Annotated in this window: 20 protein-coding genes and 3 pseudogenes; 11 read left to right on the top strand and 12 right to left on the bottom strand. The window is 69.6% G+C overall.

The window, feature by feature from the left end; genetic code table 11:
* Positions 1-195: 195 nt before the first annotated feature.
* Positions 196-585, bottom strand: coding sequence for a hypothetical protein (locus ACFYW1_RS34950; RefSeq protein WP_389002695.1), 390 nt, complete (start codon positions 583-585; stop codon positions 196-198).
* Positions 586-1371: 786 nt separating this feature from the next.
* The gene (locus ACFYW1_RS34945; protein WP_376449807.1) at positions 1372-1632 is read right to left on the bottom strand and encodes a hypothetical protein; all 261 of its coding nucleotides are present in this window, start codon (positions 1630-1632) and stop codon (positions 1372-1374) included.
* A 283-nt stretch (positions 1633-1915) separates the two neighbouring features.
* Here ACFYW1_RS34945 and ACFYW1_RS34940 point away from each other — a divergent pair, with 283 nt between their 5' ends.
* From ACFYW1_RS34940 to ACFYW1_RS34925, 4 genes and pseudogenes are all read left to right on the top strand, one after another.
* Entirely contained in the window at positions 1916-2296 is a 381-nt protein-coding gene (locus ACFYW1_RS34940) for a transposase family protein (protein WP_389002692.1), read from the top strand.
* Positions 2297-3209: 913 nt separating this feature from the next.
* A complete protein-coding gene (locus ACFYW1_RS34935) occupies positions 3210-4022 on the top strand; it encodes a GPP34 family phosphoprotein (protein WP_389002689.1) in 813 nt (270 codons plus the stop codon).
* 553 nt (positions 4023-4575) lie between these two features.
* Entirely contained in the window at positions 4576-5115 is a 540-nt protein-coding gene (locus ACFYW1_RS34930) for a phosphoribosyltransferase family protein (protein WP_389002686.1), read from the top strand.
* Between the two features lie 52 nt (positions 5116-5167).
* Positions 5168-5632: pseudogene (locus ACFYW1_RS34925) on the top strand (transposase); the annotation flags it as partial.
* Positions 5633-5715: 83 nt separating this feature from the next.
* Here the strand turns inward: ACFYW1_RS34925 and ACFYW1_RS34920 are convergent.
* From ACFYW1_RS34920 to ACFYW1_RS34895, 6 genes are all read right to left on the bottom strand, one after another.
* Positions 5716-5889 carry a CsbD family protein gene (locus tag ACFYW1_RS34920; RefSeq protein WP_389002683.1) on the bottom strand — a complete coding sequence of 58 codons (174 nt, stop codon included), beginning with the start codon at positions 5887-5889 and terminating at the stop codon, positions 5716-5718.
* A gap of 85 nt (positions 5890-5974) precedes the next feature.
* Entirely contained in the window at positions 5975-6457 is a 483-nt protein-coding gene (locus ACFYW1_RS34915; RefSeq protein WP_389002680.1) for a hypothetical protein, read from the bottom strand.
* Positions 6458-6538: 81 nt separating this feature from the next.
* Positions 6539-7084 carry a hypothetical protein gene (locus ACFYW1_RS34910; protein ID WP_389002677.1) on the bottom strand — a complete coding sequence of 182 codons (546 nt, stop codon included), beginning with the start codon at positions 7082-7084 and terminating at the stop codon, positions 6539-6541.
* 1269 nt (positions 7085-8353) lie between these two features.
* A complete protein-coding gene (locus ACFYW1_RS34905; RefSeq protein ID WP_389002674.1) occupies positions 8354-8797 on the bottom strand; it encodes a DUF2267 domain-containing protein in 444 nt (147 codons plus the stop codon).
* Positions 8798-8867: 70 nt separating this feature from the next.
* Positions 8868-9263 carry a DUF2267 domain-containing protein gene (locus ACFYW1_RS34900; RefSeq protein ID WP_389002671.1) on the bottom strand — a complete coding sequence of 132 codons (396 nt, stop codon included), beginning with the start codon at positions 9261-9263 and terminating at the stop codon, positions 8868-8870.
* 85 nt (positions 9264-9348) lie between these two features.
* A complete protein-coding gene (locus tag ACFYW1_RS34895; protein ID WP_389002668.1) occupies positions 9349-9780 on the bottom strand; it encodes an Hsp20/alpha crystallin family protein in 432 nt (143 codons plus the stop codon).
* Positions 9781-9908: 128 nt separating this feature from the next.
* Here ACFYW1_RS34895 and ACFYW1_RS34890 point away from each other — a divergent pair.
* The 3 genes and pseudogenes from ACFYW1_RS34890 to ACFYW1_RS34880 form a co-directional block, all read left to right on the top strand.
* Positions 9909-10511, top strand: a pseudogene (locus ACFYW1_RS34890) (type III effector protein); the annotation flags it as partial.
* Between the two features lie 567 nt (positions 10512-11078).
* Positions 11079-11336, top strand: coding sequence for a hypothetical protein (locus ACFYW1_RS34885; protein ID WP_389002665.1), 258 nt, complete (start codon positions 11079-11081; stop codon positions 11334-11336).
* A gap of 186 nt (positions 11337-11522) precedes the next feature.
* Positions 11523-11933 (top strand): hypothetical protein, encoded by a 411-nt coding sequence (locus ACFYW1_RS34880; RefSeq protein ID WP_389002734.1) that lies wholly within the window; start codon positions 11523-11525, stop codon positions 11931-11933.
* Positions 11934-12021: 88 nt separating this feature from the next.
* Here the strand turns inward: ACFYW1_RS34880 and ACFYW1_RS34875 are convergent.
* The 4 genes and pseudogenes from ACFYW1_RS34875 to ACFYW1_RS34860 all read right to left on the bottom strand — a co-directional run.
* Positions 12022-12234 (bottom strand): annotated as a pseudogene (locus ACFYW1_RS34875) (ISAzo13 family transposase); the annotation flags it as partial.
* Between the two features lie 46 nt (positions 12235-12280).
* Entirely contained in the window at positions 12281-12700 is a 420-nt protein-coding gene (locus ACFYW1_RS34870) for a hypothetical protein (RefSeq protein WP_389002662.1), read from the bottom strand.
* Between the two features lie 281 nt (positions 12701-12981).
* The gene (locus ACFYW1_RS34865) at positions 12982-15054 is read right to left on the bottom strand and encodes a polymorphic toxin-type HINT domain-containing protein (protein ID WP_389002659.1); all 2073 of its coding nucleotides are present in this window, start codon (positions 15052-15054) and stop codon (positions 12982-12984) included.
* A 460-nt stretch (positions 15055-15514) separates the two neighbouring features.
* On the bottom strand, positions 15515-16189 hold the full coding sequence (locus tag ACFYW1_RS34860) for a hypothetical protein (RefSeq protein WP_389002656.1): 675 nt from the start codon (positions 16187-16189) through the stop codon (positions 15515-15517).
* Positions 16190-16592: 403 nt separating this feature from the next.
* Here ACFYW1_RS34860 and ACFYW1_RS34855 point away from each other — a divergent pair, with 403 nt between their 5' ends.
* The 4 genes from ACFYW1_RS34855 (at position 16593) to ACFYW1_RS34840 (ending at position 23201) form a co-directional block, all read left to right on the top strand.
* Positions 16593-19541, top strand: a complete 2949-nt coding sequence (locus ACFYW1_RS34855) for a BTAD domain-containing putative transcriptional regulator (RefSeq protein ID WP_389002653.1) — start codon at positions 16593-16595, stop codon at positions 19539-19541.
* A 188-nt stretch (positions 19542-19729) separates the two neighbouring features.
* Entirely contained in the window at positions 19730-20044 is a 315-nt protein-coding gene (locus tag ACFYW1_RS34850; RefSeq protein WP_389002650.1) for a trypco2 family protein, read from the top strand.
* Positions 20044-22209 (top strand): hypothetical protein, encoded by a 2166-nt coding sequence (locus tag ACFYW1_RS34845; RefSeq protein WP_389002647.1) that lies wholly within the window; start codon positions 20044-20046, stop codon positions 22207-22209. The genes ACFYW1_RS34850 and ACFYW1_RS34845 overlap by 1 nt, the downstream gene beginning before the upstream one ends.
* Complete coding sequence (locus tag ACFYW1_RS34840; protein WP_389002644.1) at positions 22206-23201, top strand: AAA family ATPase; 996 nt, start codon at positions 22206-22208, stop codon at positions 23199-23201. Before ACFYW1_RS34845 ends, ACFYW1_RS34840 begins: the two co-directional genes overlap by 4 nt.
* Positions 23202-23204 lie beyond the last annotated feature (3 nt).

Raw genomic sequence — 23204 nt, 5'->3', positions numbered from 1 at the left:
CGTGGACGAACGACGCGGCCGCGACCACTGGTCCAGCGGACCATGTTTCCCGGCCGCTGCCCAGGCACCACGACCAAGCGCCCTCGGACGGCAACCCCTCACGAGGAGGCCGACGGCTCCAGAGCGGCAACCGCCCCGGCAAGCCCCGACGAACGCGCCGGGCCCGCCGCCTGCCCGCCCAGCCAGGTCCCAGCATCAACATTCCCGGTCTGCGACGGGCCCCATGCACTCCCCACTCCATGGCTGCGACGTACTGGGCCCCCGGCCGGCCGACGGTGGTACGGCACTGCGCCCACAGCCCGACCGCGGCCGGCACTTCCAACGACAGGGTGTGGTTCTCCCCGGGACGCAGGCGAGCACCGGGGCGGCGCCCACCCGGGTGGCGCCCACCCGGGTGGCGACCGGGTGGGGCATGGAGCACCGCAGCGCGCCGAAGACGTGCCAGGACAGCAAGCGCTCGACCTCGACGGACTTCTCGCCCGGCGTCTCCCGCTTGCGATCGACCGCCTGGAGGGTCGGCACGATCACCTCGGTCCAGGCGGCGACCGGTCCGTGCTCGGTGATCGCGGTGAGCAGCGCCTTCATCGTCCACGAATCCGAAGGTGCTCTTCTCGCCCTGTCCGGCACCGGACGAAGGCAGGGGCACCCTGACTTCGGCAGCACGGTCTCTGCCCTCCGGAAGGCCCAGTGGCAACGACGACCGCCAAAAACCACTGGGTCCCTCCCCCGCACCGTCAAGCGTGGAACCACCGTCCTTGTGTCATACCAGAAAGGCGAAGGCGAGGAAGAAGGCGGCCACAAGTACCACGACGACAAGAATCACGATCAGCAGGCCACCGGGCCTCTCCTCGCGGGGGTTCATGGCTCGGTCCCGCTTCCGAAGTGCTGCTTTCGGCGGGTGGGGTTTCGCCGGGCGAACGGGTCGGTCCCGAGGATTGGATCCGTGGTGTGCTGCGCCGACGTGGCAGCGCCGTCTCCGTTGGTGCGCTGCGGGACCGAGGAGGTAGGCCGCAGACCTTGGCAGCTCCTCAGGAGCGCTCCCGGGCTCCCCGCATGTCCCGCCGACGGGTGGCAGGGCGGGTGGCGGTCGGTCGGCTGCGGGAGGTGCCTGCTCGCCGCGTACACATGGGGTTTTCCCGGCGCCCCGCGCCGCCGTCGATGCTTTCGCCGACAGCGCCTGTTGACGGGTGCGCCGGGCCGGTCCTGCGAAGTGTCCGAGGCGTGGCGTTCGCCGGCCCGACGGTGTGCCTTCACCATCGGCCGTGTCGTCGCTCGGCATCTCTTTGCGTGCCGAGCCCGTTCGCCGAAGACACCGGGTGTTTTGACCGCGTCGTCTGCCGACTGCCGACTGCGCGTTTCGCGCCCTCGGCCTCAGTCGGCCACGGAGCGCAGCGACTCGGGTGAGGACTCCCGGTCGTCGTGCTCATAGTTCGCAAGGGCCAGGCCGATCGCGAAGAAGGTCGGTGCCCACTCGCCGACAAAAATGCCCCAGTGATCCGCGCGCCCGAGCCCGCGGCACTCCGCTTTCAGCGACCCGGCCCACGAGGCCACGGCCAAACCGACAGAAAGAAAGCCGGCGCAGTATGCGTGCTCGGATTTCAGGCCCTTCTCGTGCAGCATCTTGATGATCATGGCTCTCCCGAGAGTCGAGAGTGATGGGCTTCCCCCTCCCACCACTGTCGCGCAGGAGGATGCCTCCTGCATCTCCACCCCCGATCGCCGGAGGCGAGGCTCGCGACCAGGAGCCGGGCAAGCCCTGCCACGGGTCGTTCCGCCGCCCGGACCTGCCCCTGGGCGAGCCCGGGGGAAGCCCTGACAACCTGCCCCGAGCAGCGACTTACTCAACCCGGCCGGAGTGCGCTGAGGTGGTGCCCGTCCTGCCGGAGGTTTCGGCCAGGTCGTCGCGGAGGACCTGGTGGTGACTTCGTTGATTACTGAGGGTTCTGGTCCAACTTCTGGGCCCTGTCGCCAACTTGGGGGTAGTTGGGCATCGGACTTGCGTGATGGGTGTGGTTCGCATCGCGGACGTTCTGTTGCCAGGTGGCGGGGGTTCAGGCCGAGCGAGTGGCACTCAGGGGTACGGAGGTTCGACGGGCTGTGCGGTCGCAAGCCTCGTCGGCCGCATGTCCCCGACTGTGGACGAAGATCCTCAAGGATGCATTGCTACCACCCGCGGGCTCTGGCGGACCGTTCGGTCGCAGGTAAGCGTGTACGACTGGAACTACGGGCCCGCCAGTTCGTGTGCGGAACGGTCAATGCGACCGGTGGAGGTCCGCCGGGCAGATACCGAACCTGACCCGGCGCCACGCGCGCCGCAGCCCGAGCTCCAGGGCGCGCGCCATGTACTGCTCGCCCTCGACCCACCAGAACCCGCACGCCCGCCGGACCTTTCGCCATTCCTGAGAGCGCGTTAAGTCCGTTTCTGGTAGCGGTCGCGTCCGGGTTGCTCGAGGAATCCCTGACGGGCGTGCCGTCCCGGGCGGGAGCGGGTGACGTTGTATCGAGGGCTCGTCGGCGGGCAGGCCGAGGCGCTCGCGCAGACCGTGGAAGCGGAACACCTTGCCGGGGTGCTCGTTGAACGCGGTCCTGATGCGCTGGTAGACGGTGGCGATGGTGGTCCGTGCGGGGGCCGGTTCGTGGTCGGGTGGGGTGGGGCGTCGATGGCCTTGCGGGTGGCGGTGAGCTCGGCCGGGCGGGCTTCGGTCTCGGCGAGGGAGGTGGCGAGCCGCTCGATCTGCTCGCGCAGGTGCTCGGCTCGTGCGGCGGTCCCCTCGTGTTCGGTCTGCAACAGCCGCAGGAGTTCGCAGACTTTCACGCGGCCGGTGCGCCGGACGATATGTGTGCCCTCAACCTCCGCGCCGCACAGCAGTACCACGCCCGCGAAGGGCACCTTCACTTGCCCCGCAAGCACCTCGAACGCCTGGAGGCGGACGGCGTGGGAGGCCGCCTGGACGGCGCTGACGAGGCGTGGTGGTCAAGCTCGGCACGTGGCTCGACAGCGTCCGCGAACGGGCCGACAAACTCACCGAACAACGACGGGCCGACCCCGACGCCTCGGCATCCGCTGGTAGAGGCGGGCGATAAGGAGCGGTGGTCGTGGCACGCGGTGCGGCCGTTCCCTGTGCACGTGGGCCTGAATGGCGATCCCGGCAACGAAAGGCCGGCACGAGGGGCTGCGGAGGTTTGCCCTCTGCACCTACCTTGCATGTATGGCTCTGGGGGATGAATTGCTCCTGCTCGCGATAGTTCCGGGCAGGCGACGTATACGGATACGGGGCGAGGACCGGCTCCGGTTCGCCCTGCGGGCTTCAGAGTTGGTAGATCTGGGCCTGGCCGGACGGATCACAGTCGGCCCCCGGCAGATCGAGGTGACAGGCTCCCAGCACGTCGAAGACCGCCGCCTGAACAATGTCCTGCGCAGCCTGAGCGCGGCGGCTCCCCCGCCCAGCCCCAAGGAATGGCTGCGCCGGACACCGCGCTCCCTGACCATCGAGTACCTTTCCCGGCTCGAGGACCAGAAGGTGGTCCGTGTCCGCAGGTGGCGCGACCCCGGTGGCCGTGCCCGCCACGACATTCTCTTTGTCGACCTGTCGCGCCGCCGAGCGCTGCTGGACCGTCTCGACAGCGTGGTCCGCTCCGGCTCCGCGATGCCGGTGGCCGCCCACAACACGGCTCTTGCCATGCTCGTCCAGGCTGCGGGCCTGGCCCGTGCCGCCTATCCGGGCTTGCGGGGCATCACCGGTCGCCGTCGTTTGGCAGCCCTCTCCGCCCCTGCCCTTTTCATGCCCGCCAGCGCCAGAACTTCCCTGGACGCCGACGCGGAACTCGCAGCTGCACTGACCGCCGGTGCCGACGCTCTCACCCGCCAACTCCTCGGCGAGCTGAGCAACCTCTACGCCGACTTCACCACCGGCGGCCACAGCCTCGCCCACGGACTGGACCCGGGCAGCTGGTCCGGGGGAGGCACTGCCGGCACCGGCCACCACAGCAGCGGGCCCGGAAACGGCAGCCACGGCGACTGATAAACACCAACAAACGAAGGCGTGCGGACGTGAGGGGCCTGGGGGAAGCGTCGTACAGCAGGCAGCGGCGGCCCGACTCCACGACTGCGGGCATCGTGCGCTGACCGGGGCGCCGCGATATCCGTCCCGAGCCGGTGACCGGTTGGTGGCCACCGGGCACGAGCCTCGGCGGACGGAGCTGCACGAGGACGGTTCGGAGCTGCGTCTGATCCACATCGACGCGCCCGAGGGCCACGGGAAACTGATACGCCGGTCCGCCCCAGCGGTACGGGTCCGACGTGTTCGTGAGACCGCGGACAGAGCCAGTGCTCCTGGACGACCTCTCCGCCCACAAGAGCGAAAGGTGCGCCACTGGGCGAAGAGAAACCTGGTCGAGCCGTACTTCACCCCGGCCTACGCGTCGTTGGCCAACCCGGTCCGGGCTCTGTCTCCTTGGTCAGCGTGGGGCCCGGATGAGGATCATGGCGAGGGCAAAGTACTGCCTGCCCGTTTGTCTTCCACGAGCGGGGAATCCGGTTGCCCGGGCAGCCAGTTCGGCCGCAGACTCGCGATCGTGGTGTCTCACGCGCGTGGTCCGGTTCTTGAACGCTTCCGTTGGATTGGCGGCCACGCCGACGTCTGGCAGATCTTCCGTGACCCCAACGCACTTGCTGCGGTAGTCCGTGAACTGGCCGGGCCGTTCCGAGAGGACGGGGTCACGGCCGTCGGCGGCATCGAGTCGCGCGGTTTCCTCCTGGGCGCGGCAGTGGCCGTCGAGCTCGGCGTCGGCTTCGTCGCGGTACGCAAGGGCGAGGGGATCTTCCCCGGGAAGAAGGTCACCAGTCGCAGCGACCCCGACTACCGGGGTACTCGCCAGGAGCTGCGTCTGCAGCAAACCGCGGTGGGACCCGAGGACCGGGTGCTGCTGGTCGACGACTGGATCGAGACGGGTAGCCAGGCATCGGCTGTGCGGTCGATGGTCGAGGAATGCGGCGGGCGGTGGGTCGGCTGCTCCGTCATCGTTGACCAGACAGCCCCGGCCCGGCGGGCGGCCCTGGGTGTCCGCAGCATTGTCACCGCCATCGAACTTCCGGCTTGGGACGGGCAGTCCTGACACGTGCCCACCTGGCTGGTTGCTCGGTTGACCGGATGCGTCTGTCCGACTAATGATCACTGATGCGATGTGGGACAGGATCGCGCCGCTGATGCCGGCCGATCCGGTTCGCGGGCGGCACTGGACCGACCACCGCCGAACACTTGGGGCCATCGCGTGGAAGTACCGCACCGGTTCGCCGTGGCGGGGCCCGCCGGACGAGCTCGGCCCGTTCCAGCCTGCTTCACGGGCGCCTGATCAAGTGGGCCGTCGACGGCACCTGGGAGCACACCCTCGGCGCTCTGCCGACCGCAGCCGATACCGAGGACGACATCGGCTGGACTGTGTCGGCCGACTGAACCATCGTCCGAGCCCATCAGGCTTCGACAGCGAGGCAGACAAGCAGCAGAACACCGTGCAGCGGTGCATCAACCATCTCAAGCGGTGGCACGGCCTGGCCGCACGAACCGACAAGCTCGCGATCGCCTACCAGGCGGCTCTGCATCTCGCGGGCACCTTCATCCGGGCCCGAGGCCGACCAAAGAGACAGAACCTGGAGGAGTGCGAGGCATCGCTGTATCCACCGCGGACTCCGGGGCCTGCGGTCGGGGAGGGCCGTGGTCAGTGCTTGAAGGCGTCCTTGATCTTCGCCCCGGCCTGTTTGATGTTGCCCTTGATCTGGTCGCAGCGTCCTTCCATGCGTAGCCGCGGGCTACCCGTGGCGCGGCCGGCGGACTTCTTGGCACCGCCTTTGACCACTTCGACTTTGTGCGCGACCTTCTTGGAGATACTCATGGTCGGCCATCCTTCGTGCGCCTTCTGCCGGGGCATCGGGCCGTCGGCCGGTCAGTGGCCTGCGGACGTGGCAGCGGCGGGTCGGTCAGGTGGTGAGCAAGCGGTTGAAGAACGAGCGGTACCGCTGGAGCGCAATGCGCAGATCCTCGGTCGCCACCTTCTCGCCCCGTTGCCACTGGCCTTCGAGACCTCGCTTGTGCTCGGAGAAGGTCGTGGCCAGTGCCTGTATCGTCTCGGCGACCAGTTGGTCGGCCGCGTTGACGGCGTTCTGGGGGTCGTCGACGAATTCGCCCTGGATCTTCTGCCACCGGGCGCGGAATTCCTCCTGCTCGTTTCCGAGCAGGGGTTCGTTCTCATCGCCCGGTTCCGTTTCCCGGCGCTCACCGACAGCTGCCCGCCCGCCGTCTTCCTCCCGGCTCTCCTGATCGGCAGCCGTGGCCTCCCCGGGGTACGTCGGCGGGGCGTCGGCCGAACCCGGCGCCGCGTCTCCGATGCCCTGCCGGGCACCGGTCAGGTCCTCCGTGGCCGGAACGCCCTCGGCCTGCTGGGGTGTGTCCTGGTTGCGCATCTCTTCGCTCCCGTTCCTCACGTGTTGTGGCCGGGCGTCGACCGGGCCGGTGTCGTCATCCTCAAGTCGACAGCCGCGGGCTCATGCCTGGTCTTTGCGCGGCTGTTCGCCGTTGTGGAGCAGTTCCCCGAACAGCGCGCGGTAGTGGACCATCGCACCCCGCAGCTCCTCCGTGGTCACCTGTTGGCGGCTGCTGCGGTCGTTGACCTCATGGGCGGCGCGATAGTGCTCCAGCGTGCGGCCGTGCTCGACCGACAGGTCCTTCAGCTGCTGCTCGTACCCCTTGGTCGGGTACCCGCGTTCGCTCATGAGCGTGGTCACCAGCCGGTCCGCCTCGTGGACCGCGTCGTCGGGCCGGTCGACGAACGTCTCCTGCACCCGGGTCCAGTCCTGGGTGTAGCGGTCGCGAACAGGCGCGGGCAGTGGCTTGATGTCCAGCGCGTCGTGGCGTTCCTCGCGCTCGCGCAGCTCGCGCTCGCCCGCCCGGCGGCCGTGCTCGGCTTCCACGGCCCGCTCGTATTCCGGGCCGAATTGCTCCCGCAGTTTCCGGCGGCGTGTGGTGACTATCCACGCTGCCACCATGCACAGGAGAAGCACCAGTACGACAGCGATAACAATGATGACCATGGGTGACATTGGGTCCTCCGCTCGTTAGCCGAGTGCCCCGTGCCGTGGTCCCCTGCCATTCTTCAAAGGGGACGGTTCAAGCGTGGCGGTTGTCGTACGACGGCGGTGCGGCTGTGCGTACCAGCAGTGCCGTCGCCCGCCGACCGGGTGACTCGGGCAACCTGGCGGGAACAGGATCGCTCCGATCGTGATCAGGATGCCCCGGAGCGGCCACAGAATGGCGATCTTGGCCAAGAACACCACAATCAGCAGAACGACTCCATGACGATCACGACTTTCCCCGATCGCACACGAACCCGGGCCCCGCACTCTTCTTAATTGTCCTCCCTGCTCGCCACACTGCCAAATTGCCGAATTGTCCGGCACGGTAAGGCAAAGACTCGTAGTACCGCAGGCCGGACACGCGCTCACCTGTGCAGCCGCGGTCGGGCCGCAGTTCCCCTGTCTCCGCCTCGGAGCCCCGGCCCGCCACACCGCCCCGGTGCCGACCCGTTCTCAGGAGATGCAGGGTTGACCTGACCCCTCGTGCTTTTCGATGCTCGGAGTGACCTTGCACGGCACTGGTCGCGGGACCGGCCGGTGCGATGTTTCGACTGGACCGGACAACCAGGACCAAGAGCAGCACCCCGGCGACGACCGCTTGCCGGGCACTCGCCTCGGGGAAGCGGTGCGGGCGCCTGTCGCTCTTGAAGTCGATGAGGGGCCGTCGACCACGAGGTCGACGTCGGCGGTGATCTGGGAGGTGTGGGGAACGCGGGGCCGGTGTGCAGTCCTCGGGCCGGGGGCGGGCACGCGGGGCTCGCAGCCGGCTGTCCGCGGTGTGGTGGAGGTGGGCTACGACATCGGCCACCAGGTCGCGGTGCGGGAGCTGCAGGAGGCGGTCGAGGGTGAAGGAGTCGGGGTCCTCGCGTGCGGTGAGGCACAGCGGAGTGCACGCGGAGCCGATCGGGGTGCGGGCGAGCAACTGGTACCAGGCTGCGGCGATGAGGCGGCAGGCGGGCCAGGTCTTCCTCCTCATCGTGGGCGCGGTCGACGGGAGTGTTGTGGTTGGCGAGGTCCAGGGCGCGGAGGGTGTGCGTCAGCCGCGCGGCGAGCTCGTTGCCGACGGCGTACATCCGCAGTTCTTCGGCTTGGCGCATGCTGGTCGGTTCGATGCCGATCGCGGCGGCCGGGGCCACGGGCGCGGCCGTGGTGAAGGCGAGGCGCAGCCGGGTGTCGATGGCCGTCCCGGCGGTCGTTGCGCCCGTGGCCCGTACGCGTCTCTCCCGTCTACGCGGCGGGGGCGAGTTCGGCGCGGCCGAACAACAGGGCGTAGCCGGTGGGAAGTTGCCTCAGGATGCGGGTGGTGAGGTCGGGGCCGGCGTGGGCGGCGACGGCGGAGAAGACGGATCCGGTGTCCCAGCGGGTGGTGGCCGGGGAGGCGCCGGTCCGGGTGGCCAGGTCCTTGACGAAGGCCCAGCCGGTCAGGGGCCGGGGGTCGGGTACCTGCGTGGTGAGGATGCGGGCGGCCTCCAGGGGCAGACAGGCGGCGAGGTCGACGCGTTCGTCGCCGGTCAGCTGTCGTCCCAGTCCCGCGAGGACCAGACGGACGGCTTCATCGGCCCGCTCGCGGGTGGGGTAGGCGCCTTCGTAACGGACTTTCTCCAGCATCTGCTCGTACGCCGTCCCGTACGACGGGTGGTGCCCAAGCGGTACGCGCGCATCGGAGATCACTGTGGTGCATGCCTTTCGTGGAGCCGGGATGGGTGGGGTGGTGTCGGGGGTGTGGCACCGCCCGTCACGGTCAGGTGGGCTGGGGACGTCCGAAGAGGAGGTCGTAGCCGGCGGGGAGCTGGAGCAGGATCTGCCCCAGCAGGTCGTCGCCGGCCGCGTCGGCCACGGTGGACAGCACGGCGCCGACGTCCCAGGCCGCGGTCCGCTCGGTGGCGCCCTCGATCCAGGCGGCGGTCGCCCGGACGAACCGCTCCGGGGAGAGCGGTTCGGCGCTCCGCAGCGGGTTGAGCAGGATCAGGGCGAAGCCCTCCGGCAGACACGCCGCGAGATGGGCGCGGACGTCGCCGACCAGATGCGCGCCGAGCAGGCCGAGCACCACGCGGGCCGCACGCTCGGCCTCCTCCTCGGTGCCGTATTCGCCGCGTTCCTTCACGTGATCGAGGAACGCTTCACGTCGCAGAGTCATCTCGACCGCCGCCCCTTCCTCTTCAGGATCGCCCGGGGAGTGCGGAGGGGTCGGGTGCCCATCCTCCGCACTCGTCCGGCCGGTGTCAGCCGGAGATCTCCTTGCGGCCGGAACCGGCGCCGATGGAGATCTTGCGGGGCTTGGCACGCTCGGCGATCGGGATGCGCAGGGTGAGCACGCCCGCGTCGTAGTCGGCCCGGATGTGCTCGGTGTCGAGGGTGTCGGCGAGCGTGATCTGGCGGGAGCAGACGCCCAGCGGCCGCTCGGACAGCTCCATCTGCACGTCATCGGTCTTCGTCACCGGCCGGCGTTCGGCCTTGACGGTGAGCATGTTCCGCTCGACGTCGATGTCGATCGCGTCGGCGCCGACGCCGGGAAGGTCGAAGGCCACCACGTACTCGTCGCCCTCGCGATAGGCATCCATCGGCATCGCCGAGGGGCGGGACCAGGTGCCCGGGCCCATCAGTTGCTGCGCCAGCCGGTCCAGCTCACGGAAAGGGTCAGTGCGCATCAACATTGTGAAAACACCTCCAGCAGGTTCAGGCAGTTGCTGCCAATGCGCCTCACTGACACCGTTGTAACATGTCATCCAATGGATGACAAACACGATGTCGTCGACTGGATGACATCTCCGGGGAGACGACCGTGACCGCAGCCGAGCAATGGGCCGCGACCAGCACGAACACCCACGGGCTGGCGTCGTTCCTCGCCGCCGCGGCGACCCTCGGCGCCATGGGCGACGCGCTACGGGACGCCCGGCGGGGCTCTCCGGGCGTGCCCGGAGACCCCGGCCCGGCCCGGAGCAGGCGCTGGCCTCCCTGATGCTGCTGCGGCGGGTGCGCGAGCGACTCACCGACCGGGAGACCGGCCTGACCGAAACCGCCCGCGACGCGGGCGCCGGCTGGGCAGACCTCGCCCACCCCCTCGGTGCCGCCGGCCGCCAGGCAGCCGAACGCCGCTACCTGCGCGGCCGCCCCGGCCCCGCCGGAACCACTGGCGAGCAACGCGTGACGGCCACCCGCCGGGCCCGGGCCGCCGAATGCACCACTCCCACCTGGGCCCGCACCCACGCCGTCGCCCTGCGCCGCCTTGCCGGACAGATCACCGCCCTCACCGATCTCCCCACCACCGCCCGTCACCCGCTCGACAGGCTCCACGCGGCCCTCGCCCACGACGACCCCGCCGACCTCCTCGCCCACCTGGTCGCCCCACCCCGACCTTGCCGCCCGGTTCGACACCCTCCCCCCTGAACCCACCCGCTGCCCATCGAGGGCCGCCTCGCATCCAAGGCCCGCCACCACCGCGTCCTCGGCGACATCCCCTGGCCCCACACCGATACCGAAGCCGCCATCGCCGCCTTCGAAGCCAGCCGTACCGAAGCCGAGCAGCACGGCCCCATGGCGCGGACCTGGTTCAGGCCCGACAGGAACACCTGCACACGTGCATGAGCGGCCCCTCGCGTGTCGGCGGCGTCTTCCTCCAGGGGCCAGTGATCCGCCACCCGCTCTGCGCCAGGGCCCGGGCGGCCGCGGCCGGGCCGAACGTTCATCGAGGCCGGTGCCAGTGCAACAACCAAACGGGCCCTGGGCGGGGTCGCCGAGGTGGACGCGCCAGTCGATGCCGCACTCGGCCCACGCGGTCAGCGCCGTGGCAGGCGCGGTGGGGTGATGACGTGTCATGCCCTCCCAGCAGGAGTGAGGCCGGGGCCCTGGATGGTCTTCCGAATTCCGGTCCGCCGGCCCCTGGGAACAGATATGCGGTGGGCGCAGGACGTGGTGACGGACGTCTCGACGGTGGTCCGTACGATCGGGGAGCATGACGACCCGCCGCCGGCTGGGCCCCGGCCCAGCCGAACACCACTCCCCCGTCGAGACGGACACCACCGTCACCGACCCCGCTCACCCCCGGGTCCGGGCGGCCGCCGCGGATCTGGACGGGGGCACCCTGTACCGCCCCGACCTCGACTCGCTCGCCGACCTGCGCGCCCGCGGAGTACTCGGCCACCGCCCCGCAGCACCGGATCCAGCCCGTCGTGCCTACGGCCACGGCGCAGGGGCACGGGCGGAGAGCTGACAGAACGCGGCGACAACGAACACAGTGACGGTCACACAGGTCCGCCGACTGCTCGCTCAGAAGGACGACTCGCCGCCGTGAGCCTGTCCGGCAGGCGGCTCTGGCGGCTCGTGGGGGGGGGTAGTTCGAGGTGCAGATAAAGGTCAGCAAGCCCTGGACAGACGGGTGGTGGGTGGAAGGATGCTGATGCAGAAAGCTGAACAGCCTGCGGTTCCTGGAATACTCCGTGTGCTCGGCCGGATCGGTCGATGTCTCCTGACGTATCTGCTCCTGCACGCCACAGCGTGGGCGATCATCTCGATCTTGGATCCGGTGGAAGACTCCACCGAGCAAGTTGTTGGGACCGCCCTCGGCATGCTCGCCCTCATTGGCATTCCGACGCTTCTTCTCGCAATCCTGGCGGGTCTGGGGCACAGAAAGATGACACCGGCCCGGTTTCGGGGGGTGCTGGTGGTCCCGATGCTGGTGTTCATCTGGCCGTGTCTGGCCGGCAGCACGGCCGAGCCTCTGCTGGTCGAATTCGTGGCCCAACTCGTTTTCGTCTGCTTCCTGATGCCGGTACCGCTCGTCCCGGCGAAATGGAAGGGAAAGCCGTAGCAAGCCGGTGAGCTGGCTGGTGCCCCGGCGGGTAAATCCTCCGGGCCATCAGCCACGACTTACCTAAGGTCGCGTCCCCTCTGATGAGGGCGGGCTCGGTCTTCCAGCCGCGGGGGCGGCAGCCGGTGGAGCCCTCGCCGTCTGCGGTGATCAGCAGCCGGCGGGCGTGAGGGTGATCGTGTCGGCCACGGGCCTGCCCCCAGCGCCGGATCGAGGCGACGGCGGACGCCGCGGCGCCGTGATCGGTTCCGACGCAGCCGGCGTTCGCGGCCATGTCGCAGATTCCGTACGTGATCGCTTTCTCGCCCATGCCGGGAAATAGGGACTCCCCCGCAGTCCCTATTTACTCAGATGAAAGGACCATCGAGTATTTCATATCCGAACCATGTGCCGATGAGGTACTGTTTGGAATATTCACCTTTTTCCTCGACCTGCCCCGGAAACCACTCATCCGGTCCGGGATCAAGATCAAGGATGCATCGCCCAGATGCACAGTCCAGCTTCAGGCCATCCGAGAGGATAAAATAAGATTGCTGTTTGCTGCAGGTAAAACAATACTCGTAGACCCCTCCGACCACGAGTCGGACAAGCCTCCATTCATCGTTGGAAGTAACATCCACAGCCTGGATATCGAGCGCAGCAATTCGATCGACCGTCGACCCCCTCGGCAAATTAATTTGAATTCCAGTAATTACAGCATCCTCAAAATTTCCAAACCTCCCGACAAACCCGTCGAGGTCATCCGCCGCAAGCTTCACAAAAGACACCCGCAACCCCTTCGATTATTCATTCGAACGATACCGTCAATCAAAAAATATCCGGATAACATGCACTGGTTGTCAATGATAGCCGAGCCCTGAGGGGTACCCCATCGGCCGGATTCAAGAAATCGATCCAATAATTGCACGATGCGTCCACCGTGCGGCCAGGAAAATCAAAGGGGCACAGGGAGCGATGCCCCTGACGGGTGAAGGCTATTGCTGGATGGCAGCTACGGGCCACGGTACGCCGACCCTCATGCGGGCCGACGTACCGTCAGCTGGTGACGCTACGGCCTCAAATTCCAGCCTGGAGGAAGTCCGGCCTCCGGAACGTGGGGGGCGCCGGGGCCATGCCCCGCAACGACTCCCGGTTCCTTGAAAACATGCCCGTGCGGACCCTGGGTTCCGGGGTGGGTCTTGAAGTCGAAGTGCCCGACAGCATTGCCATTTTGATCATAGATAGTATTTTGGACAGGAGTGCCGTCCTTTCCGGTTCTCGTGTAGACGGAATTCGGTTTCTGTCCCGTCAAGGGCTGCCTTGCCGTCCCTGTTGTGTGGCCACCTTCCGGCAGTCCATTCTCATTCAGAGGAATTTTGTACGGCTCGCAGTTGTGAACGAGTACCGGAGTTGCCCCCGCCAGCACGTAGTACGTGTGCAGTTCTTTGACGGTGAGGTCGTGCGTGCGTTGTGGGCCCTGCTGGTCGCGGGCCTCGGTCACGGTCGCGCTGGTGCCGTTCGGGGTGCGTAGTTCGTCGCCGGCCCGGAGGTCGCCGGCGTTCCTCCATCGCCGGCTGTCCGCGAGCCAGAACGGGTGGTTGTCCGTTGCCGTGACGGTGGCGGGGCCCTGCTCGGTGGTGATGGTGAGCCGGGTGAAGTTCTTGTCGCCCTCGGTGGTGAAGGTGTTGGTCACCGGCCGTGCAGCAGTCAGCCCTGCCTGTGGGTCGCTGGCGGCAACTCGGTCCCCGATGCGTACGTCCTCGATGGCCCGGGTGGCACCGTCGGCGAGCAGCACCCGGGTGCCGGAGGGGAAGCTGTGGGGTGTGGCACAGTCCACGGCGTCCCGTTCCGACCTTGCTCGGTCGGCCAGTTTCTTCGCTTCCACCTTGGCCAGGGCGCGGGCGTCGATCAGGGTGTTGGCGCGGAGTGGGTAGGTGAGGCGGACTCTGCAGCCGCATGCCCGGGCATCGGCTTGGGCCTGTGCCTGGACTCGGGCTGCGACCGAGGCGTAGAGGGGGCCGGCTCCTGGATTGGAGCATTTCAGGGTGCCCGAGATGGTGTTGCCCCGGACGGGGAAGGTGCGCTGTGGGCTGATGCACTGACCGGCGGGCTTGCCGTCGATGGTGAAGGTTGCGTTCATCACGGCGGTGACTTCGCCCTTGGTGACGCGTTCCTTCCGGGCGATGGAGGCGACCTTGCCGGTGAAGCTCTGGGTGGCGGTGCAGCCCGAGGAGCCGCAGTTCATCTCGCCCGCGCTGTCCATGGTGAAGGTGATGCCTCTGTCGGTCGCGTCCTTGAGTTGGTCCGCGTAGTCGACGAGGGTGTCGAACATCTTGTCGGCGGCGTCGGCGAGGATCGGGGTCAGGTCCATTCCCTCGGCGTCACCGGAGGCCAGTGGGCCGGTGGTGATGGTGCGGGGAGCTGTCGGCTCCTGTCCGTTCTCGATCTGATCCTTCATGCCGGCGAGGTCGTCGCGAATGTCGTATGCCTCGAGCCTCAGTACGCGGTGCGGTTTGTCCTTCGTCACCAGCAGGCGGCCGGCGGAGGTGTCGATGCCGAGCGCGGGCGTTCCGTTCACGCGCAGTGGCTTCTGGCGGGACGTCTTCGGCTCGCTTGCCGACGGCGGTGACTTCTCCAGGTCGTTCAGGGCTTTGTCCAGCACGGCCGCCAGTTTCGGCGGGGCGATGGTGCGGGCCAGTGCTTCGTTCATGAGGTCGGAGCCGTCGTCCAGCCCCACGATCCACTCGCTGGGCGGGGCCTTCTCGCCCGCTTCCACGTTCTTCCTGGGGGCGGGGTCGACCTGCCATCGTGTGAATGTCTTGCCGCCGATGCGCAGCACGTCCCGGCCGTGGTCGTTGCGCCCTGAGGTGGTGGTGCCGAACTGGCTGCCGCCGGCGGTGACGCTGATCTCGTTCTCGGTGATGCCGAGGGTCGAGGTGTCCTTGTAGCGCAGGCCGGGTGCGTCGGCCAGGCCGTCCACGGCTTCGCGGAACGGCTTGAGGTTCTGCCGGGCCGCCTGCGCCTTGCCGGAGTCGGAGGACGTCAGCGACAGGAGCCCGGCCACCAGCGCCACGAGGACGAGGCCGACCGCGCCGACCAGCAAGACGCGTTGCCCTCCGGTCAGGGCCTGGATCCGGGTCATCCACGGCCTGCTTGTCGCTCGGCCGACGGGCGCCGGAGGCTGAGGGGGAGCCGGGGGCACGGCAGCCCCGTCCGGGCTGGTCGGGGGTGGCGGTGGGGCCTCCGGAAGAGGAGGCGGGCCAGGGAGAGGTGATGGGGTGTCGGATGTCGAGGGGACTTTCGGTGCCGGTGGCGTGCTCGGGCCGCCCGCCGAAGGGCCCGGCGGGAAAGGCTGTTCGCCGTTCGGGGTCGGTTCGGTCATGACTCCCTCTCATATCCATCCGTGACGCGCCCTCGTGAGAGTTGGGGACGTACGGCTGTGGCAGCGTGCGGGGCAGGTCCCCCGGGGTGGTCGTCGAGCGGTTCCTCGCCCGGTAGCAGTGGTGCGCGGCGCCGCATCTCGACGCGTGAAGAAGGCAGAAGCGGCCGCGCTCGGCGGCGAAGGCCGAGGTGGCGGTGTGGGCGTCGGCGACCGGCGGCGGTCATCGTCCGGCCTCGTCGATCGCCGGGCCGAACAGGGCCGGGCGGGGCACCATGAGTTCCTGTGCACCCGGGCCCAGCGCGTGGCCGAGGCTTGCGGTGAGTGGGTGGAAGAACTCGGCGACCGCCTGCCCGATGTCGGTCACGGGCTCGACCACGAACGCGAACTCCGGTCGTGTGGCCACTTCCGCCATCGTGGATGCGAGGGCGTCGCCGATCCCGCAGGCCACGATGTCGGGGGCGGTCGGTGTCTTCGCCCGGTCGGTGAGCCGGCCGTGCGGTTGCCGCCAGGCTTCCTTGTCCGTGGGCTGCCCGTCGCTGAGGAAGAACACCGCCGGCCGGTTGACCTGGTAACCCGCGTCGCGCAGCCGTCGGACGTCTGCCGGGATCCGGGTCAGCAGGTCCTCGAAGGCTGCCCCGTAGCTGCTCAGGCCCCGGACCTTGGTCTTGGGCAGGCTGGTCTCGTGGCGCATGTCGGTCATCGCCAGGCGTACCTGCACGTCGTCTGAGAAGCCCAGTACCGTCAGCCGCAGTTCGGCCGCGACCATGGGCTCGGCCCGCAGTCCCTCGCACAGCGAGTCCAGGCTGCTGGAGAGATCTCCCTCGTGGGGGGCCATCGAGCCGGATTCGTCGGCCAGTACGTAGACCGGCAGCAGCGCCCCTTTGGTTTTCGCCATGCCGGCCGGTTCCTCGCTTCCGTTCCGCGCGTCGCGCCGTCGTGGCCTGCATTCGGCCAACTTGCCGCTGACGGCTTGGACTTGCCTCTTTCACGTGCCGACCACGGGTACCGCAGCACTACCCTCGTGAGAAGCGGGGGTTCTTGCGGGCCCCCGGGGCCGTACGACGCGGGCGGGTCGAGCGGAACTGGTTCCCGCACAGCCCCGGGTCCTCGCGAGCGTTCCCCTGGTTCCGGACAAGGACGGAAGGTCCCCTCATGGCCTTCCTTCCCCGCCCGGAACAGCCGAGGGACGCCGTGCCGAACTCCGTTGCACGTAGGCGACTTCGCCTCCGGTCCCGCGCGGTCCCGCCCACCATGGCCGCAGGTGTTTCAGCGCGGATGAAATTTTGATGATGTGCGAGGTGGCAGTGAGGGGAAGCCGAGGGGCCGTGTCGGGCGGCGGGGCGACGGAGCGGCTTCGGGTCGAGATACTCGGCCCGGTCCGCGTACGGCGCGGCACGACGGTGCTGGACGTCGGTCCCGTTCGGAGGCGGGCCGTGCTGGTGGCGCTGGTCCTGCGTCGGGGCAGTCCGGTCGGCTACGAGCAACTGCTCGACGACGTATGGGGCACACAGCTGCCGGGATCGGGCCATCGTGTACTTCCCAGCTACGTCTTCGCGTTGCGCAAAGCGCTCGATCCGCAAGGAGCCGGGCCGGGGGCCTCGGTGATCCGCGGCGGGGGCGGCGGATACCGCTTCGTCCTCGACGACCTCGAACTGGACACCGCGGAACTCGAGGCACACACCCGGGCGGCGCGGCGGGCCAAGGAGGCGGGCGACCTGGCCACCGCCACCGACAGGTTCGCCGCTGCACTCGCCCTGTTCGAAGGAGAGCCTCTGGCCGGGCTGCCCGGCCCGTTCGCCCGGGGCGAGCGGCAACTGCTGGCGGAGCGTCGCGGCATGCTCCGGGCGGGAAGGCTGGAGTGTCTGGTCGGACTGGGGCGCGCCGGTGAGACCCTTGACGAGCTGAGCGCGCTCACGGCGGCCGACCCGCTCAACGAACCGATGCTGGGGCTGCGCATGCGTGCCCTGTACGCGGTCGAGCGGCAAGGTGATGCGTTGAGGGCCTTCGCAGCGATGCGCGTACGGCTCGCCCACGAACTGGGCGTCGATCCCGGACCACAACTCCAGCGCGTCCACGAGGCGGTTCTGCGGCGCGACGACGCGTTCCTCCTCGGCGGCCCGCCTGCCCGGCCGGCCCGTGCCCGGCGCCCGGTGAACGACCTGCCCGGCGCCGTCGGGCACATCGAGGGGCGTGCACGCGAACTGGATCTGCTGACCGCACCGGTCCCGGACGACACGGTGTCCCTCACGGCCGTCGACGGCACTGCGGGGGTCGGCAAGAGCACGCTCGTCCTCCACGCCGCCCGTCGGCTGCGCGCCGACTACCCGGACGGGTGCCTCTACGCGGATCTGCGGGCACACAGCGAGGAGCAGCAGAGCCTCGCACCGCAGCGGGTCCTGCGCAAGCTCCTCCGCTCCCTGGGCGAGCCCAACAGCGAGGCACTGAGCGACCTCGACGAACTCACCGCGGCGTGGCGCACCGCCACGAACTCGCTGCGGCTCCTGCTGGTACTGGACGATGCCGCGAGCGCGCGCCAGGTCGCACCGCTCCTTCCGGCCGGGCCGGGCAGCCGTGTGCTGGTCACCAGTCGCCGTCGCATGGTCGAACTCGACGCCGGTCTCAGGATCACCCTGGAGCCTCTGGCAGCCGGTGGTGCGGCAGCACTGCTGCGGCACCTGGTCGGGGAGGAGCGCGCGGACAACGAGCCGGAGGCCATGGGTGAACTGGTCCGGCTCTGCGACGGCCTGCCCCTGGCACTGCGGATCGTCGGGGCACGGCTGCAGACCCGGCCCACGTGGACACCCGCGTTCCTGGTGGAGCGGATGGGCGGCGGCGAGGACCGGCTCGCCGAACTCAGCGCCGGGAACCGCAGTGTCGAAGCGGCGTTCCGCCTCTCCTACGACCAGCTCCCCCCGCCGTTGCAGCGCGGGTTCCGGGTCCTGGGGCTCGCTCCGACGGCCGAGGTCGACAAGCTGGTGTCGGCGGCCATGCTGGGCTGCCCGCCGGCCGAGGCGGAGAATGTTCTGGAGGGCCTCGTCGACGTCAGTCTCCTCCAGCAGCCCGGTCCGGGCCGCTACCGCTTCCACGACCTGGTCCGGGCGCACGCCCGCCGCCTCGCCCGGACCGCGCCCGGTGAACACTCCCCGGCACGTAGCGCCCTGCTCCGCCTCTACCTGGACGCGGGCCGTCTCGCCAGTGACTGGGGCCCCGGTGGGTTCCCCACCGGCCCGCAGCCCACCGGCACACTGTTCTCGGACTGGCAGCACGCGGAGCGGTGGCTGGATGCAGCAGGTGCCGGGCTGCCCGACGTGGTCGCGTATGCCGCCGCGCTGGGCGAGGCCGATCATGCCTGCTGGATCGCCGAGGCGCTGACCGACCACTTCCTGCGCCGGGGCCACTATCACGAGCTCCGAACCACCCTTGGGACGGCGCTCGCCCACGCCGACGAAGCGACCGATCTGCGGATGGCTCCCGCTCTGCGAAGCAACATGGGAATGGCCGATATCTATCAGGGCCGGTTCACGGAGGCACACGCGTGGTTCACCTCGGCCCTGGAGCTCAGCCGCCGGAACGGTGAAGTGCGCGAAGAGGCCCGCGCTCTGGCCGGGTTGGGAGCCGTGGCCCTCAATCTGGGCCGGGGGGAGGATGCCATCCCTCAGCTGACCACGGCCCTGAACCTTTCCGAGGGGGTGGCCGACAACTGGCTCACCGGCATGGCGCTCAGCCTGCTCGGTTCGGTCCATCACCACTACGGACGCGTCGAAGCCGCACTGGACTGCTTCGGCCTCGCCTACGCCCACGCCGAGACCAGTGGCAGGCCCAATCTGCTGAGCCAGGCACTCTTCTGCATCGGGGAGGTCCACCTCGGTCAGGGCCGCCGCCGTGAGGCGTACAACATGTTCCGTCGCGCCCTCGACCTCGTCGCACGGAGCGCGCCCACCTTCCAGCAGGCGTTCCTGCTGACCCGGCTCGGCACCGCCCAGGAGACCACCGACCCGGACAACGCCCTGTCCCTCCACCACGAAGCACTCGCCGTGCACGAGCAGCTCGACCCTCTGAAGGAACCTCAGTACAACCGGCTGGAGATGGACATCCACTGCCGGCTCGGCCAGACGTACGCCACCTCGGGCCGCTTCCACGAAGGGCTCGAACAGTTTTTGGCCGCGCTCGCCGTCCCCGGCTCCGAAACACACGTCTTCGAATACGCCCGGGCAGAAGCGGGCCTGGCAACCTGCCGGGCCGTCTGATTCCGGCCGACGGCCCGACTGTCCGGGCGATGCCTGGAGTCATGTGCGTGAGCCGCGACGGCGAACGCGGCCCCGCCTCCCCGCTCGCCCGGCACGCGCCCCGCCGCGCCTGTTCCCCGAAACCCGGGCGCCCGGCCCCGAAATCTTGGCAGACTACTCCGCAGGCACAGTGTGCGTTGGGGGTGGGGATGGCGGGGATCGGTCTTGCCGCAGCGATCGAGGAACTGCGACAGGAGCTCTATCAGGCGCAGGCCCTGGGGGCGGACCAGCAATTCGCGTTCGGCGTCGAGGAGGCCGAACTGGAGCTGCAGTTGGAGGTGCGCGACAGCGGCAAGGGGGACGGCAAGTTCAGCTTCGGTGTGGCGAGCGTCGGCGTGGGCGGGGAGCACTCCACCGTCCGCACCCACCGGCTGACGCTGAAACTTTTGGTCCGGGACCGGGCCCGCGGCGGTTCCAGTCCTGAGATCAGCGATACCGAAACCGGGTCCTGGGACGAGGAGTGATGGACCCGCACAGACTGGTGCTGATCCGCAGCGGAACCACGCGGGTGCGCCATCGCGTCGGCTCCGGCTATCTCGTCGCGCCCCGCCTGGTGCTCACCGCCGGGCACGTCCTCCGGGACCGCGAAAGCGGGGCCTACTGGGAGGAGATCCAGGTCAGGGTGGGGCACCCGGGTCGCGGTGAGACGGTGCGCACCGCAGCGGAGCCGATCTGGGTCCATCCGCAGGATCTGGACGTGGCCCTGCTGCTCACGCACGACGAGATCGACGTACCGGGGTCGGTTCGATGGGGGCGCCCCGTGGGCACGGCTCCGTTGCGTTATGAAGGGCTGGGCTTTCCGCTGGCATCCGCGGAAGAGGGGCGCGACGCCGAGCACCTCCGGGGTGTCCTGCCTCCGTTGTCCTCCGGGGCCCGCGGCCTCTATGTGCTCGACCAGGAGCTCGCGCCCGACCTCCGCGACGACGGTCGCAAGGCCTGGGGAGGCGCCTCGGGAACCGCGGTGTTCTGCGAGGACCATCTGGTGGGCGTGGTGATCCGCGACGAGTTGTCCTACGGCAACCGCCGTCTGCGAGCCCTCCCGGCGCATCGCTTCGTCGGGGACGACGGCTTCGAGGCGCTCCTGCGGCGGTACGCCGGCGGTCCACCCCGCCCGGCCGAGATCGGCGCCGCCCTCCCGACGGCCCGGCCCGCGGCGGAACGCGGCCCGGTCGAGCGGGAGACCGAGCGGCTCCTGTGGTCGGTGCTCGGTGGCCGGATCACCTACGCGGCGCATGCCCGTGCCCTCGCGCGGCGGCTCGGGTACACCGTCCCCGACAGCCATGAGCCGACCGTGCCCGACCTCGCGGCACTCGTGGCGGCCCATCCCCGCGCCCTGCCCTCCTTGAGCAGCACCCTGGCCCCGGCCCTCACCGGCGAGGACGAGCGCAGCCGTCTGACGGCCGTCCTCACCCGTGCCCGTGCCGGCGGGCTGTGCCTGCTCCTGTCCCTGGACGAGTGCAAGCACTTGCTGGAGCTGCTCCGCGACGTCTGCAAGGAGCAGCCCGCGCTGATACCTCGTGCCGCCCGCGAGGCCCTGCGCTATGCCTGGCTGCCCGACCCGTTGAACCGCACGCATCTGTGCGCCGACGACCTCGAACCCGTCGTCGAGCACCTGGAGTCCGTCTCCGACAGTGAGCGCGTACCGGACGGCACACCTCCCGTGCCGGCCCTGCTCCGCCTGGTCGAATGCGTGGCCGCCGCCCTGGGAAGGGAAGCGGGGGCGGAGTTGCGCGGCTGGTCCGATCAGGTGGCCGCCCGGACCGGTATCCATCCGGCGGCGCTCGCCGAGCGACGCACGGACGCCGACCGCTGGGCCGCCCGGCAGTCGTCCCCCTTCTCCCGCGTCGTCGTCGAGGTGTCCCGCGCGCGGACCGAGCCGCGCGAGAGCTACTACTGCCGCATTCTGCTCGCCCGCGCCGACGGCACGCACACCTCCCTCCACGAGGCGGAGAGTGCGCCGAGGACGCCCGAGGAAGTGGCCCGGCGGGTGCGCGACGCCGTCGAGGTCGTCGCGGACGAACTCGGTCCGACGGCCACGCCGCACGCGACGGTGCTGGTGGCCCGCGACAGCCTCCATCTGCCCGTCGACGAGTGGAACCCCGGGGCACCCAACGAGTTCGTGCCCGACCAGCCGATCGGCGCCGAGTTCTGTCTCACCCTGAGCTGCCCGGAGATGAGCGACCTGGTGCGCGGCAGGGAACGTGAGCACCGGCGGCGCTGGGAGAGCGGGCACGCGGCCCCCTTGGTGGTCGACGACGAGCGGGTCACTCGGCCACGGCTCAGGCGGCTGCTGCAGACCACTCACCGTGACGCCACCCAGGTCGTGCTCCACGGTTCCCCGGAACAGCGGAACGCGCTGCTCGAACTCTGCCTGGCGCTCGGCGTCCCGGTCGTCCTCTGGGACCGACGGACCGACTGCCCCGCGGACGCGGCCGGGCTGCACCAGCTGGACCCCACCGGCCCGCTCGCCGATCTGCCCGAGCGGGTCCGCGTCTTCCGCGGGGCGGCGTTCGACGAGCCGGAGGCGCTCCCGGCGCGCCCCGCACTCGTGTGGGAGGAACACGGGCGGCGGCCGCGGCCCGAATCGCTGACCCTGCAGGACCCCCCAGAAGGAGCCCACGCGTCATGACCGCCGCAGAATCCGCTGCCACCGGCCGCTCCGCCCCGTCCCGCGACGGGGACTGGCGGCTCTTCCGGGGCGATGGAGCGCCCCGTGCGGTCCCCTTCCCGCCCGCCCCGCCCTGGCGCCGGCTCCATCCGGAGGAGCCCGACGGCTCGCGGGCCGCGCGCCCCCGTCCGTATCTGATCGACCCCGACGACGCGGACATCGTCAACGCCGCCCTCCACCTGCGCCGTCCTCTGCTGGTCACGGGACATCCCGGTACCGGAAAGTCCTCCCTGGCCCACGCGATCGCCCATGAACTCGCCCTCGGCCGGGTCCTGCACTGGCCGGTCAACAGCCGTTCGAGCCTGCAGGACGCCCTCTACCACTACGACGCGATCGGCCGGTTGCGGGAGGCGAACCTCCGCCGGGACACGGACGGCTCCGGACCGGGCATCGGCCAGTACGTCCGGCTCGGCCCCCTGGGCAACGCGCTGCTGGCCCGGGACCGGCCCAGGGTCCTGCTCATCGACGAGCTGGACAAGGGGGACGTCGATCTGCCCAACGACCTGCTCACGGTGTTCGAGGAGGGCGAGTTCGAGATTCCGGAGCTCAGCCGCCTCCCCGAGGAACACTCCACGGTCCATGTCCGGACCGACGACCCGGACGCGCCGGCCACGGTGGTCCGGGGACGCGTCCGCGGCCGTGAGTTCCCCGTCGTGGTCATCACCAGCAACGGTGAACGCGAGTTCCCGCCCGCCTTCCTCCGCCGGTGCGTCCGTCTCGACCTGCCGGAGCCCGACGAGGAGCGGCTGCGGGACATCGTCGCCGCGCACCTGGGCCGGGAGGCGCTCCAGGACATCGACGACCTGCTGGAGGAGTTCCTCGGCCGTCGCGCGCCCGGGGAACTCGCGACCGATCAGCTTCTCAACGCGGTCTTCCTGCGCAAGGGCGGTATCGACCTGGACGCCGGCCGGCTGCTCGACGCCGTTCTGCACCAACTCGGCGGGGTGGTATGAGGG

The sequence above is a fragment of the Streptomyces sp. NPDC002669 genome, assembly GCF_042889165.1.
Taxonomy (GTDB): Bacteria; Actinomycetota; Actinomycetes; order Streptomycetales; family Streptomycetaceae; genus Streptomyces.
Note: the sequence above shows the minus strand (reverse complement) of the source record. Positions and strands in the feature narration are given on the sequence as shown.